The following is a 14,571-nucleotide window of genomic DNA, read 5'->3' as shown; positions in this document are numbered from 1 at the left end:
CACAATCGTTGTGGTGCGCACGGCGCACCCTACAAATCGAGCAACAGCGTGCCGCGGCAGCCGCCACGGGAAACGCAGGGCATCAGCGCCTCACCGCGCTGCTGCTCATCCAGGTAGTGATCGCGGTGCTCCACCTCGCCGCTCAGGTAGCGCGTGGTGCATTGCCCGCATACCCCGCCCCGGCACAGGTTGGGCACCTCGACACCGGCCGCCTCCAGCGCTTCGAGCAGGCTGTGGTCGCCCGGCACCTGCAGACGCTGGCCACTGCGCGCCAGCTCGACGGTGAAGGGCTGGCCCGGCTCGGGTGCGGCGAAGGCCTCCCAGTGCAGGCGCCCGGCCGACCAGCCGTGGGCGCCAGCCAAAGTCTTGAGTTCATCGAGCAGGCGCTGCGGGCCGCAGACGTAAAGGTGACTGCCAAGCGGCTTGCCGGCGAACAGGCTGGTGCAGTCCAGGCGCTGACCGGCAGCGGCGTCGTAGCCATGAAAGCGCTCGCCCAGGCGCTCGCGCAGCTCGCCGGCGTAGGCGTCGGTCAGGCCGCTGCGGTAGGCGTAGTGCAGTTCGAACGAAGCACCTTGCGCACCGAGCTCAGCCAGATAGGCCATGAAGGGTGTGATGCCGATGCCACCGGCCACCAGAATGTGGTGACGGGCCTGCGAATGCAGGGCGAACAGGTTGCTCGGCGCACCGATGTGCAGACGGTCGCCGACCCGCACCTGCTCGTGCAGGTAACGCGAACCGCCGCGCGAGGCCTCCTGCAGGCGCACGGCGATGCGGTACACACCAGTGTCGCGCGGGTCGCCCAGCAGCGAATAGGCGTTGCGCAGCGTGCGCCCCTCGGTGGGCAAAATCACCTGCACGTGACTGCCGCAGGAAAAGCCCGGCAGCGTGCCGTCGATCGCGCGGAAGCTGAACTCACGCACCACCGGGGTCAGTTGACGCACGTCGGTGACCTGCACCTCGATCAGCGCGCTCATGCCGGCACCTGCTGCACGTAGGGGCGGTCCGGATCGAGGCATACGCCCATGTAGGCGCCGAGGCGCTGGGAGAAATGCGCGCGAACGAACAGCCTCACCCGGCAGCTCGCACAGGTGCACTCCCCTTCCCCACCGATATCCTGGAAGTGCCCACAGTGCACGCAGTACAGGCGACGGCGCGCACCCTGCCTGAACAGCTCGATTTCATCGCCGAGCAGGCCGGCCTGCCGCGCCAAGCAGTGGACGTGCCAGACAAAGCTTTCATCGCCACAGACGTACAGGCGGGTGCCGGCCTGGGCCTGCTCCAGCAACATCTGCAGGCGCAGGTAGAGCGCTTCGGCACTGGGCAGGCTCTCCTGCTCGGCACTGCCCGGCAGGGTCTCGCCCAGGCACAGCAGCAGGGTTGGCGCCGGGTCATCGAGCAGCCCGCGAGCCAGGCTCGCCTGCTGGGCGACCACGAGACGAAAACGGGCTGGATGCCTGGACGCCTCGAGGGCATAACGCGGGGTACTGAACAGGGGTTCGGCACTGGATGCTGTCATCGGAAACCCTCCGGGTGAGAGCAAGGCGATGGTCGATTTCGCCCCAGAGAAAATTCCCCTGGAGAACTTTTTGTTCTTACAGAGAAAGCATGAAATATGCCATTTCTTGATCGGCGCGCAGCCACTGGGGAAACGACACGCAGGCAGCCAAAACTGCTCAAAACCTGCACAGCGGCAGGGCAAAGCGCGCTGCGATGGCGCACCTGGGCATTTTTTGAAGAGCGTTCTTGAGCGGTGAAACCAGGGTGACGAAGAGAGACCACGGATGAAGTGCGCGCGCAGTCAGGTCAACCGAACGCGCCTCAACACTCTCGACGAAGACCTGTGACTTCGGCCGGCACCAACCCAAGCGCTGGCGAACGGCGCCTGGGTTGGTATCCGTGGCCGCAGCGGCCAGTCCCGATCGCGGATGAATCCGCGTCGACCGGCCGCATGCAGACCTCTGGGATGGGGAAGCACCCTGTAGGCGCTCATCCATGAATGAGCGCCTGCCGCTTCAGTATTGCAATTGCCCCGGCACCCAGTTGGTACCGGCCAATGGCACACGGGCCATGGCAGCGGCTTCCACGGTCAGCGCCACCAGGTCCTCGGGGTCGAGGTTGTGCAGGTGCGACTTGCCGCAGGCGCGGGCCATGGTCTGCGCTTCCAGCACCAGCACGCGCAGGTAGTTGGCCAGGCGGCGGCCGGCGGCGACCGGGTCGAGGCGCCTGGCCAGCTCCGGGTCCTGGGTGGTGATGCCGGCCGGGTCGCGGCCATTCTGCCAGTCGTCGTAATAGCCGGCGGCCGAGCCGATGGCTTTCAGCTCCTCATCCAGGCGCGGGTGGTTATCACCGAGAGCGATCAAGGCGGCGGTGCCGATGGCCACCGCGTCGGCGCCCATGGCCATGGCCTTGGCCACGTCGGCGCCGGTGCGGATGCCGCCGGAGACGATCAGCTGCACCTTGCGGTGCATGTCCATCTCCTGCAGGGCCTGCACGGCCTGCGGGATGGCCGAGAGAATGGGGATGCCGACGTGTTCGATGAACACTTCCTGGGTCGCCGCGGTGCCGCCCTGCATGCCGTCGAGCACGATCACATCGGCACCGGCCTTCACCGCCAGCTTGACGTCGTAGTACGGGCGGCTGGCGCCGATCTTCACGTAGATGGGTTTTTCCCAATCGGTGATCTCGCGCAGCTCGGCGATCTTGATCGCCAGGTCGTCCGGGCCGGTCCAGTCCGGGTGACGGCAGGCGCTGCGCTGGTCGACGCCGATCGGCAGGGTACGCATGCCGGCCACGCGTTCGGTGACCTTCATGCCCAGCAGCATGCCGCCGCCGCCCGGCTTGGCGCCCTGGCCGAGGACGATCTCGATGGCGTCGGCCTTGCGCAGGTCATCCGGGTTCATGCCGTAGCGCGACGGCAGATACTGGTAGACCAGGTGCTGCGACTGACCGCGCTCCTCCGGGGTCATGCCGCCGTCGCCGGTGGTGGTGCTGGTGCCGGCGATGCTGGCGCCACGGCCGAGGGCTTCCTTGGCCTGGGCCGACAAGGCGCCGAAGCTCATGCCGGCGATGGTCACCGGGATCTTCAGGTGGATCGGCTTCTTGGCGAAGCGGTTGCCCAGTACCACGTCGGTACCGCATTTCTCGCGGTAGCCTTCCAGCGGGTAACGCGACATGGAGGCGCCGAGCAGCAGCAGGTCGTCGAAATGCGGCAGCTTGCGCTTGGTGCCGCCACCACGGATGTCGTAGATGCCGGTCTCGGCGGCACGCTGGATTTCCTGGATGGACAGGCGGTCGAAGGTGGCGGACTCGCGCAGCACCGGGGTGATTTTCTCGCTCATTGCACATTCCTCGTCGGGCGATGGTGCGCATAGCGCACCCTACGGGCCTCGGTAATCGGTAGGGTGCGCCGCGCGCACCGGGCAGTGCGGATCAGTACGCCGAAGCGTTGTCGACCTTGAAGTTGTAAAGCTGGCGAGCCGAGCCGTAGCGCTTGAAGCTGGCCGGGTCTTCGTCGAAACCGGCGCGGTTGAGCAGTTCTGCCAGCTCCTCCAGATGCTCGGGGCGCATGTCCTTCTCGATGCAATCCGAGCCCAGCGACTTGACCCTGCCCTTGACGTAGATGCGCGTCTCGTAGAGCGAATCGCCCAGCGCGTCACCGGCATCGCCGCAGACGACGAGCCTGCCCGCCTGGCCCATAAAGCAGCTCATGTGGCCGATGTTGCCGCCGACCACGATGTCGACGCCCTTCATCGAGATGCCGCAGCGCGCGCCGGCATCGCCCTCGATCACCAGCAAACCGCCATGGGCGGTAGCACCAGCGGACTGCGAGGCGCTGCCCTTGACGCGCACCATGCCGCTCATCATGTTCTCGGCCACGCCGACACCGACGTTGCCGTGGATGGTGACGCTGGCCTTCTGGTTCATGCCGGCGCAGTAATAGCCGGCGTGGCCGACGATCTCCACGCTCAGGGCTTCGTTCAGGCCCACGGCGAGGTTGTGCTTGCCGCCCGGATTGCTCACCACCCACTCGCGCTCGGTGAGGGCCCTGGCCTGCTCGTGCAGCGCCTGGTTCAGCTCGCGCACGGTGGCGCTGGAAAGGTCGATGGTTTTCATGTTCGTGTCTCCAAAGAGTAGAGAGTCGAATTCAGGCCGTCGCGAGCGCGCCGAGGGCAAGGAAGAACCGCAGCGAGCCGCGAGACAGTACGAGCAGTACGGCGAGCGGATCGCGAGGATCTGACGCAGCAATCGGTGTGCGCAGCAGGCCTGGAGCGACTCAAGCGCTGCGTTCCCAGATGTACATGGTGGCCGGTTCCGGCTCCCAGACCCTGGCCTTGTCGATGCCCGGCAGGGTCGACAGGGCCTGGTATTCCGAGGCCATGGCCACGTAGTCGTCGGTCTCGGCGAGGATCGCCGGCTTGCAGGCGATGGGGTCGCGGATCACCGCGAAGCCGTCGCGGGTGCCGATGGCGAAGGTGAAGAAGCCATCGAGATCTTCCAGCGAATGGTCGAGCGCTTCCTTGAGCGAATCGCCCTGGCGCAGGCGCCAGGTCAGGTAGCCGGCGGCCACCTCGGTGTCGTTCTCGGTTTCGAACTCGATGCCGTGGCGGCGCAGTTCCTGGCGCAGACGGAAGTGGTTGGACAGCGAGCCGTTGTGCACCAGGCACAGGTCCTGGCCGGTGGAAAACGGATGGCTGCCCTCCATGGTCACCGCGCTCTCGGTGGCCATACGGGTGTGGCCGATGATGTGGCTGCCCTTCATCCTGGCCAGCGAGAAGCGCTCGGCGATTTCCTTGGGCAGGCCCATGCCCTTGAGGATCTCGATGCTCTGGCCGACGCTCATCACGCGCACGGTCGGTGCCAGTTCGGCGAGCACGGCGCGCACCGCCGCCTCGTCAGCATTGGTCTTGAGCACGGCGGCGCTGGCGTTCTGGAACCAGTCCAGCGAGCAGCCCAGGCGGCCTTCCAGCTCGCCCATCAGGGCCTTGAAGTCATAGCCGGCGGTGGTGCTTTGCAGGGTCAGCTTGATCCAGCCGTCCTTCACCTCGTCACCGTAGATGGCGAAGCCGGCGCTGTCCGGGCCACGGTCGGTCATGGCCAGCAACATGGGTTCGAACAGCGCGCCGAGCTGGTGCTCCAGCGCCGGGTTCTTCAGGTACAGGCCTACGATTCCACACATGAAAATGTCCTCACTGCGTTCGGAGCGTCAGGCCGCAGGCTTCGGGCCGCAGGCAGAAGAACGCCTGTGGCTTGCCGCCTGGAGCCTGCAGCCGCTTCTAGAAAAATTCGGTGTAGCGCTCGATCTCCCAGTCGGAGACGTGGCGGCTGTACTCGACCCATTCCATGCGCTTGAGCTTGAGAAACTCGTCGACCACTTCCGCACCCAGCACCTCGCGGAACAGCGGGTCGGCCTCCAGCGCGTCGCAGGCTTCCTTGAGCGATTGCGGCAGGGTCCTGATGCCGCGTGCGGCGATCGCTTCCAGGCTCAGGGTGTAGAGGTTCTCGTTGCAGGCGCTGCCGGGGTCGAGCTGGCGGTCGATGCCGTCGAGGCCGGCGGCGATGATCGCGGCAGTGACCAGGTAGGGGTTGCAGCCGGCATCCGGCAGGCGAAATTCGATGCGTCCGTAGGGGATGCGCAGCATCGCCGAACGGTTGTTGTCGCCGTAGGCGATGAAAGCCGGAGCCCAGGTTGCGCCGGACAGCGAGCGGCCGACGACCAGGCGCTTGTAGGAGTTCACCGTCGGCGCGGCGAAGGCGCACAGCGCCGGGCCATGGGCCAGCAGGCCGGCGAGGAAGTGATAGGCCAGTTTGGACAGCCCCATGCCGCTGGGGTCGCTGGCGTCATGAAAGAGGTTCTTGTTGCTGGCGCTGGCGATCGACAGGTGGAAGTGCATGCCGTTGCCGGCGCGGCGCGGGTCCGGCTTGGGCATGAACGAGCAGATCATGCCCAGGTCGTTGGCGATCTCGCCGGCTGCCATGCGGAAGAAGGTGAAGCGATCCGCCGACTCCATGGCATCGCTGTAGGTGTAGTTGATCTCGAACTGGCCGCAGGCGTCCTCGTGGTCGATCTGGTAGATGTCGAAACCGACCGGCTGCAGCGACTCGGTGAGTTTCTCGAGAAAGGCGCGCGAACGCGACAGGCCCTTGTAGTCGTAGCAGGGCTTCTCCAGCTTGTCGCTGGCATCGACCGGGCACAGCTTGCCGTCGGCATCGCGGCGGAACAGGCTGAACTCCGGCTCCAGCCCGGTGTTGAGCGTCCAGCCACGATCGGTCAGGCGTTGCACCTGCTGCTGCAGCACGAAGCGGGTGTCATAGGGCCAGGGCTGGCCATTGACGTGGCCGATGCACACCACGCGGCCATAGCCGGGCTGCCAGGGCACCGGCATCAGCGTCGACAGATCGCCACGCGCCATGAAGTCGGGGCCGTGCGGTTCCATGCCCATGCCCCAGATGGCGAACCCGGCGAAGCCGGCCCCCTCCTCGGCCACCGCCTTGAGCCCGGACACCGGCACCGACTTGGTCTTGGCCGCACCGTGGATATCGACGAACTGGGCCAGCACGTACCGGATACCGTGCTGGTCGATGATTTTCTGGGTTTCGCTGGGCAACATGGGTAGGGCCTCCAGTGGCGTCGCCTTTATTCCGCAGGGGAATTTTAATTTCCCCAAAAGAAATGCAAGCAGCTTGCCAACTGAATGTGCCCTCGCGATCTGCCGTTGCAGCCCGCGTCTTTCTTCTATGGATGGAGGAAAAATGCTTTCATAGGAGGAAAGTCACGAACGAAAAACGCACCGAAGCAAGGCAGCCCGCACATTCCTAGTGCGAATTTTTTATTCACAGAAGAAATAAGCCTGTATGACCACCACCCCGGAAAACCCTCCGCGCCTCAAGCTCGAGCAGTACCTGGGCATGCAGATTCGCCGCCAGCGCCAGGCCCAGGAACTGAAGATCGCCGACGTCGCGCGCATCGCCGGAATCAGCCAGGGCATGCTGAGCAAGATCGAGAACGCCCAGGTGTCCACCAGCCTCGACACCCTCAGCCGCCTCTGCGACGTGCTGGGCATGCCCATGTCCAAGCTGTTCAGCCAGTATGACCAGCAAGGCGGCAGTGCCCTGCTGGTGAAGGCCGGTGAAGGCCTGGAGGTGGTGCGCCGCGGCACCGACAAGGGCCACACCTATCATTTGCTCAACCACACCCGTGGGCCGAAGAAGAGCTTCGAGGCCTACATGGTGAGCATGGACGACGCCAGCGAGGAGTTTCCCACCTTCGCCCACCCCGGCACCGAGTTCCTCCACCTGCTCGAAGGCGAGCTGGTCTACCGTCACGGCAACCAGCTCTATCCGATGCAGGCCGGCGACAGCCTGACCTTCGACGGCGAGGTCCCGCACGGCCCGGAAAAGCTGGTGAAGGTGCCGATCCGGTTGCTGTCGATCATGAACTACGGGGCGGATTGATCGCCAAGCACTTAGGGTAGCTCCATATCACGCAGCTGCAGGCTCAGGCCCTCGCAACTGGACGACCACTGCTGCAGCCAGTCGGGCAATGCCGGTGACTGCTCGTCCAGGCCTAGCGCACGGGCGAATTCGCCGGGCGCCACATTGCCCTTCGGCCCGCGGAACAGCCCGCGCATGACCACCACGGCGATGACTCGCCGGTCCTTGACGAAGCGGTGCTCGACGAAGCTCCACTTGTCGTCCCAACCCAGCATGCGCGTGTGAATCTCGAAGCGCTCGAACAGCTTCAGCTCTCGGCGGAACTTGCCCCAAACATCCCCGACGATGGGCAGCGCACGGTGGCGCAGGGCCACGCGAAAGGCGCCGCTGCGCAGCACGTAGTCCATGCGCCCGACGTCGGCCATGGTGAAGTAGCGGCCATTGGTGACATGCCGGTTGAAGTCCAGATCCAGCGGCCACACGCGCATGCGCACGACGGTGGTGGCAAGCGCTGGCACCGGCTTGCGCCAGGGTCGGCGCAGCAACATCAGCAGAAGGCGAAACCATAGGTTCATGCGACAAACACCTGTTTGAATGAGGAGTGCCGCACTCTAAGCAGGAGCTCTGCAGTAAAGTAGGTGCAGAAATGACCAATACCATGCCGATCAGGCAATAGAGTCTCCATGCACATCACCCTCTTGCTGGCCGAATACAGCTCGCTGACCAGTTCCGCCCTGGCCCTCGAAGTGCTCGATGCGGCCAATCGCTTCGCCACGCCGGCCACCCCACCCTTCACCCTGACGCTGGCCTCGCTGGACGGCCGACCGGTGGCCAACGCGCTGGGCCGCGCCATGGCGGTGGACGTGGCGCTGGATGCGGTGCAGCACACCGACCTGGTGCTGATCCCCGGTTTTCTCTTCAGCCTGCGCGAGGCGCTGCCGGCGTTCGGGCACTATCGCGACTGGCTGCGCCGCCAGCATGCGCAGGGCGCGGTCATCGCCTCGATGTGCACGGCCACCTTCATGCTGGCCGAGGCGGGCCTGCTCGACGGCATCGAAGTCACCACCCACTGGGCCTTCGCCGATCTGCTGCGGCGTCGCTACCCCGAGGCTCGGGTGGACGAGCGACGCATCCTCTGCGAGGACGGTCGGGTGATCTCCAGCGGCGGCGCGACGGCGGCGATGGATCTGCTGCTGCACCTGATCCGCCGCTTCGCCTCGCGCGAACTGGCGCAACAGTGCAGCCGCTACCTGCTGGTGGACAACGTGCGCAACGAGCAATCCGTCTACATCAGCTGGTCGCTGCCGCGCGGCCACGGCGACGAGGCGATCGAGCGAGTGCAGGGCTGGATGGAGGCCCACTTCGCCGAACCCTGCGGCATCGACGAACTGGCCGCGCGCTTCGGCTTCGGCGAGCGCAACTTCAAACGCCGCTTCAAGGAGGCCACCGGCCATACGCCGCTGGCCTACCTGCAGGCCCTGCGCCTGGAGAAGGCCAAGGAACTGCTGGAAACCACCCGCCTGACCTTCGAGGTGATCACCAGCCGGGTCGGCTACGAGGACAGCAATTCGTTCCGCCGCCTGTTCTGCCAGCGGGTCGGCATCTCGCCGGCAGCCTTTCGCAAGCGCTTCCAGCGCATGCCGCAGGCGCCGGACACAGGTGCCCGGTGAGGCCTGCAGGACGGCCACGCATGTGCGCCGCAAGCGGGCTTCGCTGGATGCACCAAGGCAACGCTCTGCATGGCCGCTGCGTCTCAGGCGCCCTGCTCGCCCAAGGCGATCACCAGCCGCCGCGCCTCGTCCTGCATGGCCTGCGCCAGCGCCTGGCGCCGGGTGTCGGTCATGCGCGGCCGCGCCAGCGCACAGCTGAGGGCACCCAGCGGCTGGCCATCGCTGGCGAGAATCGGCACCGCCAGACCGGTGTAGCCCGGCAGGCGCTTGTCCACCAGGCCGCTGGCGTAGCCCAGGCGCCTGACGCTGGGCAGGCTGGCAATGATGCGCTCGATTTCCAGACCATAGTCCAAGCGCAGCGTGGCGGCGTTGTGGGCAAGGATCTCGTTGCGCGCGGTGCGCCCGAGCCAGGCCAGCAGTACCTGCGAGGCCTGGCCGACGCCCATGGGAATGCGCCCGCCCACCGCGCCGCTGTAGCTCTGCACCGGCAGCTCACCGGCCAGCATGTCCAGGCACAGCACCTGGTGACCATCCGCCACCAATAAAAAGAAGGTATCGCCGAAACGCTGCGCCAGGCGCAGCAGCACTGGCCGCGCCCGTTCGCGCAGGGCGCTGGCGTTACCCGCCTGGGCACCGAGGGCGAACAGCTCGTAACCCAGCACGTAGCACCCGCGCTGCTGCGCACCGCGCACGAAACCCTGGCGGCGCAGGTACTGCAGCAGACGGTAGACGGTGGCCTGCGAGCAACGGAGCACCGCCCGCAGCTCTTCCAGGCTGGCGCCCTGCTGGCCGGCAGCGGCGATCACACGTAGCAGCAGAAAGGCCCGCTCCAGGCTCTGGGTGCCGCTCATGGCATTTCTCACATGCTGATAAAGAAGGGCTGGCGAGCTCGATGCAAATTGCACGCCCCATCGGCCTGGGCATGCTCGCTGAACCTTCCTTGGGTGCGCACGGCGCACCCCATGCCGGAGAACGCGCATGTATCCGCAGATCGAACAGGTGGCCAGCAACAGGCTGCCGGAGAGCACCGAGGTGGCCATCATCGGCGGCGGCATCATCGGCGTCAGCACCGCCTACTGGCTGGCCCGTCGCGGCATCGCCGTAACGCTACTGGAGAAGGGGCTGATCGGCGCCGAGCAATCCTCACGCAACTGGGGCTGGTGCCGCAGCATGGGCCGCGACCTGGCGGAGATTCCCCTGGCCCTGGCCAGCCTGCGCCTGTGGGATAGCTGGCAGACGCAACTTGGCGAAGACCTCGGCTTTCGTCGCAGCGGTGTGCTCTATGCCTGCGAAAACCCGCAGCAATTGCAGCAGCAGGCGCACTGGCTACAGGCCGCCAGCGCCCATGGCGTACAGGCACGCCTGCTGGAGGGTAGCGAGCTGCTGCGGGTGATGCCCGAAGGCGCCGCCGCCGGCTGGAGCGGCGCCCTGCACACCCCCAGCGATGGCCGCGCCGAACCGCACCGCGCCAGCGCAGTGATCGCCCGCGCCGCGCAACGCCTGGGCGCGCGTCTCGTTACCGGCTGCGCGGTACGCGGGCTGGATATCGCGGCGGGCAGGGTCAGGGGCCTGTACAGCGAGCACGGGCGGCTGCGCTGCAACAGCGTGGTGCTGGCTGGCGGCGCCTGGTCGACGCTGTTCTGCGCCAACCTCGGCCTGCGCCTGCCGCAACTGAAGGTGGTGGCCTCGGTACTGCGTACCGCGCCAATGGCCGGCGGCCCGGAACTGGCCGTGGGCGCCGGCCGCTATGCCTTTCGCAAGCGCGCCGATGGCGGCTATACGATTGCCCAGCGCAACGGCAACCTGGCGCCGATCACGCCGGACAGCTTCCGTTATCTGGGCGATTTTCTACCAGCGCTGAGCAAACAGTTTCGCGAAGTGCGCCTGCGCCTGGATGGTCGTTTCATCGAGGAGCTGCGCCAACCCAGGCGCTGGGCCATGGACGCCGAAAGCCCCTTCGAGCGCTGCCGGGTGCTCGATCCGCGGCCCTCGGCGGCCATCCTGGCCGAAGCGCGCGACGCCCTGACGGCGGCCTTTCCCTTCTTCCGGCAGATGCGTGTGGAGCAGAGCTGGGCCGGGGTGATGGACGTCACCCCCGACGCCATTCCGGTGATCGGCCCGGTGCAGAAGCTGCCAGGTCTGTTTCTCTCCACCGGCTATTCCGGCCACGGCTTCGGCATCGCGCCAGGCGCTGGGCATCTGCTGGCCGACCTGATCGACGGCAGCACACCGCTGGTCGACCCGCGCCCCTTCGCCTACGCACGGCTCTAGGACCGACGCGCTGCTGCATGGCAAGGACGCCACCAGGAATTTCCCTGAAAGATAAAAAAATTCCTAGCAGGCATAGACACGCCTGCTTCATTCACTTATAAAAATCACCATCAAGAAAAATAGATTCGCCACAGTAATTTTTATTCATAGGCGAACACTCCTTTCACTCATGAAGATTTCCTGCCGCCGCCCCCAGCAGAGGATTCGCCATGCAGCACGCCAAGCACCCATACGTGATCAAGATCAGTTGCCCGGCCACCTCCGGCATCGTCGCCGCCGTGACGTCCTTCCTCGCCGAGCATGGTTGCTACATCAGTGAAATGGCGCAGTTCGACGATGAGGTCAGTGGTTCCTTCTTCATGCGCGCGGTGTTCCGTTTCAACGAAGGTTTCGTCGGTGAAATCCAGCAGATCGAAGACGGCTTCGCCGAGGTCGCCGAGCGCTTCGAGATGGCATGGGAGCTGCACGACACCCGCGAGCCGATGCGCGTGCTGCTGATGGTCAGCAGGTACGACCACTGCCTGGCCGACCTGCTCTATCGCCACCAGAAGGGCGAGCTGCAGATGAAGATCACCGCCATCGTCTCCAACCACCTCGACCTGCGGCCGATGGCCGAGCGCGAGGGCATCCGCTTCATCTACCTGCCGGTGACCAGGGACACCAAGGCCCAGCAGGAAGCCGAGCTGCTGAAGATCGTCGACGAGACCAAGACGGATCTGGTGGTGCTGGCTCGCTACATGCAGATCCTCTCCGACGACCTGTGCAGGCAGCTCTCCGGCCGCGCCATCAACATCCACCACTCCTTCCTGCCAGGCTTCAAGGGTGCCAAGCCCTATCACCAGGCCTATGAGCGCGGCGTGAAGCTGATCGGCGCCACCGCCCACTACGTCACCTCCGACCTCGACGAAGGCCCGATCATCGAGCAGGAAGTGCAGCGCGTGGATCACAACTACACCCCCGACGCCCTGGTGGCGGTAGGTCGCGACACCGAGACCGTGGCCCTGTCCAAGGCGGTCAAGTATCACCTCGAGCACCGCGTGTTCCTCAACCACGACAAGACGGTGATCTTCCGATGAGCGCGCAACTGATCGACGGCAAGGCCGCCGCCGCGCGCGTGCTCGCCGAGGTCGCCGCCGAGGTGGCCGTGCTCAAGGCCCGGGGCATCGAGCCGGCGCTGGCCGTGGTGCTGGTCGGCGATGACCCGGCCAGCCACGTCTACGTGCGCAACAAGGTGCTGCGTGCGAACGAGGTGGGCATCCGCTCGCTGGAATATCGCCTGGGCGCCAATACCAGCGCCGAGGCGGTGCTGGAGGTGGTGGCCGGGCTCAATGCCGACGCCTCGGTCAACGGCATCCTGGTGCAACTGCCGCTGCCGGCGCACATCGATGAAACCCGCGTGCTGCAGGCCATCGACCCGGCCAAGGACGTCGACGGCTTCCACAGCGAGAACGTCGGCGGCCTCAGCCAGGGTCGCCCGGTGCTCACGCCCTGCACCCCGGCCGGCTGCATGCGCCTGCTGCGTGACACCCTCGGCGATCTGTCCGGCAAGCATGCCGTGGTGGTCGGCCGCTCGAACATCGTCGGCAAGCCGATGGCGGCGCTGCTGCTGGCCGCCAACTGCAGCGTCAGCGTACTGCATTCGCGCAGCGTCAAGCCGGAGAAGCTCTGCGGCCAGGCCGACATCGTGGTCGCCGCCGTCGGCCGGCCGCTGCTGATCGGCGCCGACTGGATCAAGCCCGGCGCGGTGGTGATCGACGTCGGCATCAACCGCATCGAGGAAAACGGCCGCTCGCGCCTGGTCGGCGATGTGGACTTCGACGCCGTGCTGCCGGTGGCCTCGGCCATCACCCCGGTACCCGGCGGCGTCGGCCCCATGACCATCGCCATGCTGATGCACAACACCTTGCTCGCCGCCCGCCAGCAACACGGCCTGACGGCCCAGGAGTAACTGCGATGCCCCTTGCCCTGCTCAAGTACGGCCTGTCCTCGGACTACCCGGTGGAGGTCGACCTGCCTGCGCCGAAGGCACTCAAGCCGGCTTACGACGTGGTCATCATCGGGGGTGGCGGCCATGGCCTGGCCACCGCTTATTACCTGGCCACGTACCACGGCGTGAGCAACGTCGCGGTGCTGGAGAAGTCCTACCTCGGCGGTGGCAACACCGCGCGCAACACGGCGGTGATCCGCTCCAACTACCTCACCAGCGAAGGCGTGCGCTTCTATGCCGAGTCGGTGCGGATGTTCAAGGAGCTGTCCAACGAGTTCGACTTCAACATCATGTATTCCGAGCGTGGCCAGCTCACCCTGGCGCACACCGACGCCACGGTGCGCGCCTTCCGCCAGCGCGCCGAGGTCAACAAGCACTTCGGTGGCCGCACCGAGATGATCGACCGCCAGCAGATCCGTGAGCTGGTGCCTTGCCTGAACCTCGACCCCGGCCACCTGCCGGTGCTTGCCGGGCTCTGGCACATCGACGGTGCCACCGCCCGCCATGACGCTGTGGCCTGGGGCTACGCCAAGCAGGCGGCCAAGCGCGGCGTGGAAATCCACCAGCTCACCGAGGTGCAGGATTTCATCGTCGAGAACGGTCGCGTCACCACCGTGCGCACCAACCGTGGCGACGTGCGCTGCGGCTGCGTGGTGCAGGCAGTGGCCGGCGCCAGCTCGCTGCTGATGAACAAGCTGAACATCAAGGCGCCGATCCACACCTACCCGCTGCAGGCCATGGTCACCCAGCCGTTCAAGCCCTTCCTCGATCCGCTGGTGAGTTCCTCGGCGCTGCACTGCTACGTGCAGCAGACCAGCCGTGGCGAGATCGTCTTCGGCGGCGGCTCCGACCCCTACCCGCTGTACAACACCCGTTCCACCCTCGACCTGAAGGAAAGCCTGCTGACAGCAGCCATCGAGATGTTCCCCTTCATGGCCGGCGCCAAGCTGATGCGCCAGTGGGCCGGCAGCACCGACATGACCCCGGACTACAGCCCGATCATGGGTCACTCGCCGCTGGACAACTACTACCTCGACGCCGGCTGGGGCACCTGGGGCTTCAAGGCCACGCCGATCTGTGGCTGGACCATGGCCGAGCTGGTCGCCACCGGCAAGACCCCGGCGCTGATCAAACCCTTCGCCCTCGAGCGCTTCACCACCTTCCGCCAGGTCAACGAGATGGGCGCCACGGCGGCGAGCCACTGATGAATTC

Annotated in this window: 14 protein-coding genes; 6 read left to right on the top strand and 8 right to left on the bottom strand. The window is 66.1% G+C overall.

The features are described from left to right. Positions 1 to 29: 29 nt before the first annotated feature. From BLS61_RS20850 to glnT, 6 genes are all read right to left on the bottom strand, one after another. Positions 30 to 974, bottom strand: a complete 945-nt coding sequence (locus BLS61_RS20850) for a PDR/VanB family oxidoreductase (RefSeq protein ID WP_090434144.1) — start codon at positions 972 to 974, stop codon at positions 30 to 32. Beyond that, positions 971 to 1,516, bottom strand: a complete 546-nt coding sequence (locus BLS61_RS20845) for a dimethylamine monooxygenase subunit DmmA family protein (protein WP_090434142.1) — start codon at positions 1,514 to 1,516, stop codon at positions 971 to 973. The genes BLS61_RS20850 and BLS61_RS20845 overlap by 4 nt, the downstream gene beginning before the upstream one ends. Positions 1,517 to 2,012: 496 nt before the next feature. Then, the gene (locus BLS61_RS20840) at positions 2,013 to 3,338 is read right to left on the bottom strand and encodes an FMN-binding glutamate synthase family protein (protein ID WP_090434140.1); all 1,326 of its coding nucleotides are present in this window, start codon (positions 3,336 to 3,338) and stop codon (positions 2,013 to 2,015) included. Between the two features lie 91 nt (positions 3,339 to 3,429). Beyond that, positions 3,430 to 4,113, bottom strand: a complete 684-nt coding sequence (locus BLS61_RS20835; RefSeq protein WP_090434138.1) for a GltB/FmdC/FwdC-like GXGXG domain-containing protein — start codon at positions 4,111 to 4,113, stop codon at positions 3,430 to 3,432. Between the two features lie 160 nt (positions 4,114 to 4,273). Continuing rightward, complete coding sequence (locus tag BLS61_RS20830) at positions 4,274 to 5,176, bottom strand: class II glutamine amidotransferase (protein ID WP_090434136.1); 903 nt, start codon at positions 5,174 to 5,176, stop codon at positions 4,274 to 4,276. Positions 5,177 to 5,273: 97 nt separating this feature from the next. Beyond that, a complete protein-coding gene (gene glnT / locus BLS61_RS20825) occupies positions 5,274 to 6,608 on the bottom strand; it encodes a type III glutamate--ammonia ligase (RefSeq protein ID WP_090434134.1) in 1,335 nt (444 codons plus the stop codon). A gap of 244 nt (positions 6,609 to 6,852) precedes the next feature. Between glnT and BLS61_RS20820 the strand changes: the two genes are divergently transcribed. Continuing rightward, the gene (locus tag BLS61_RS20820; RefSeq protein ID WP_090434132.1) at positions 6,853 to 7,452 is read left to right on the top strand and encodes a helix-turn-helix domain-containing protein; all 600 of its coding nucleotides are present in this window, start codon (positions 6,853 to 6,855) and stop codon (positions 7,450 to 7,452) included. A gap of 11 nt (positions 7,453 to 7,463) precedes the next feature. Here the strand turns inward: BLS61_RS20820 and BLS61_RS20815 are convergent, their stop codons facing one another. Then, positions 7,464 to 8,006 carry a thioesterase family protein gene (locus BLS61_RS20815; protein WP_090434130.1) on the bottom strand — a complete coding sequence of 181 codons (543 nt, stop codon included), beginning with the start codon at positions 8,004 to 8,006 and terminating at the stop codon, positions 7,464 to 7,466. Between the two features lie 108 nt (positions 8,007 to 8,114). Here BLS61_RS20815 and BLS61_RS20810 point away from each other — a divergent pair, with 108 nt between their 5' ends. Next, entirely contained in the window at positions 8,115 to 9,101 is a 987-nt protein-coding gene (locus tag BLS61_RS20810) for a GlxA family transcriptional regulator (RefSeq protein WP_090434128.1), read from the top strand. An 83-nt stretch (positions 9,102 to 9,184) separates the two neighbouring features. Here BLS61_RS20810 and BLS61_RS20805 read toward each other — a convergent pair whose 3' ends face one another. Next, positions 9,185 to 9,952 (bottom strand): IclR family transcriptional regulator, encoded by a 768-nt coding sequence (locus BLS61_RS20805; protein ID WP_167358763.1) that lies wholly within the window; start codon positions 9,950 to 9,952, stop codon positions 9,185 to 9,187. 127 nt (positions 9,953 to 10,079) lie between these two features. On the opposite strand from BLS61_RS20805, the gene BLS61_RS20800 reads away from it, so the two are divergent. The 4 genes from BLS61_RS20800 to BLS61_RS20785 all read left to right on the top strand — a co-directional run bounded on the left by BLS61_RS20800 (position 10,080) and on the right by BLS61_RS20785 (position 14,564). Beyond that, positions 10,080 to 11,372: an NAD(P)/FAD-dependent oxidoreductase gene (locus BLS61_RS20800; RefSeq protein ID WP_090434124.1), complete on the top strand. Its 1,293-nt coding sequence runs from the start codon at positions 10,080 to 10,082 to the stop codon at positions 11,370 to 11,372. Positions 11,373 to 11,581: 209 nt separating this feature from the next. After that, positions 11,582 to 12,448, top strand: coding sequence for a formyltetrahydrofolate deformylase (purU, locus tag BLS61_RS20795; RefSeq protein ID WP_090434122.1), 867 nt, complete (start codon positions 11,582 to 11,584; stop codon positions 12,446 to 12,448). Then, positions 12,445 to 13,320, top strand: coding sequence for a bifunctional methylenetetrahydrofolate dehydrogenase/methenyltetrahydrofolate cyclohydrolase FolD (folD, locus tag BLS61_RS20790; protein WP_090434120.1), 876 nt, complete (start codon positions 12,445 to 12,447; stop codon positions 13,318 to 13,320). The genes purU and folD overlap by 4 nt, the downstream gene beginning before the upstream one ends. Positions 13,321 to 13,325: 5 nt before the next feature. Beyond that, positions 13,326 to 14,564 carry an FAD-dependent oxidoreductase gene (locus BLS61_RS20785; RefSeq protein ID WP_090434118.1) on the top strand — a complete coding sequence of 413 codons (1,239 nt, stop codon included), beginning with the start codon at positions 13,326 to 13,328 and terminating at the stop codon, positions 14,562 to 14,564. Positions 14,565 to 14,571 lie beyond the last annotated feature (7 nt).

This window comes from Ectopseudomonas guguanensis (assembly GCF_900104265.1).
Taxonomy (GTDB): domain Bacteria; phylum Pseudomonadota; class Gammaproteobacteria; order Pseudomonadales; family Pseudomonadaceae; genus Aquipseudomonas; species Aquipseudomonas guguanensis.
This window is presented reverse-complemented; position numbering and strand designations above follow the sequence as displayed.

Excerpts from the sequence above, each read along its gene's own strand:
- BLS61_RS20850 (WP_090434144.1), bottom strand. The coding sequence starts at position 974 with ATGAGCGCGCTGATCGAGGTGCAGGTCACCGACGTGCGTCAACTGACC.
- BLS61_RS20845 (WP_090434142.1), bottom strand. The coding sequence starts at position 1,516 with ATGACAGCATCCAGTGCCGAACCCCTGTTCAGTACCCCGCGTTATGCC.
- BLS61_RS20840 (WP_090434140.1), bottom strand. The coding sequence starts at position 3,338 with ATGAGCGAGAAAATCACCCCGGTGCTGCGCGAGTCCGCCACCTTCGAC.
- BLS61_RS20835 (WP_090434138.1), bottom strand. The coding sequence starts at position 4,113 with ATGAAAACCATCGACCTTTCCAGCGCCACCGTGCGCGAGCTGAACCAG.
- BLS61_RS20830 (WP_090434136.1), bottom strand. The coding sequence starts at position 5,176 with ATGTGTGGAATCGTAGGCCTGTACCTGAAGAACCCGGCGCTGGAGCAC.
- glnT (WP_090434134.1), bottom strand. The coding sequence starts at position 6,608 with ATGTTGCCCAGCGAAACCCAGAAAATCATCGACCAGCACGGTATCCGG.
- BLS61_RS20820 (WP_090434132.1), top strand. The coding sequence starts at position 6,853 with ATGACCACCACCCCGGAAAACCCTCCGCGCCTCAAGCTCGAGCAGTAC.
- BLS61_RS20815 (WP_090434130.1), bottom strand. The coding sequence starts at position 8,006 with ATGAACCTATGGTTTCGCCTTCTGCTGATGTTGCTGCGCCGACCCTGG.
- BLS61_RS20810 (WP_090434128.1), top strand. The coding sequence starts at position 8,115 with ATGCACATCACCCTCTTGCTGGCCGAATACAGCTCGCTGACCAGTTCC.
- BLS61_RS20805 (WP_167358763.1), bottom strand. The coding sequence starts at position 9,952 with ATGAGCGGCACCCAGAGCCTGGAGCGGGCCTTTCTGCTGCTACGTGTG.
- BLS61_RS20800 (WP_090434124.1), top strand. The coding sequence starts at position 10,080 with ATGTATCCGCAGATCGAACAGGTGGCCAGCAACAGGCTGCCGGAGAGC.
- purU (WP_090434122.1), top strand. The coding sequence starts at position 11,582 with ATGCAGCACGCCAAGCACCCATACGTGATCAAGATCAGTTGCCCGGCC.
- folD (WP_090434120.1), top strand. The coding sequence starts at position 12,445 with ATGAGCGCGCAACTGATCGACGGCAAGGCCGCCGCCGCGCGCGTGCTC.
- BLS61_RS20785 (WP_090434118.1), top strand. The coding sequence starts at position 13,326 with ATGCCCCTTGCCCTGCTCAAGTACGGCCTGTCCTCGGACTACCCGGTG.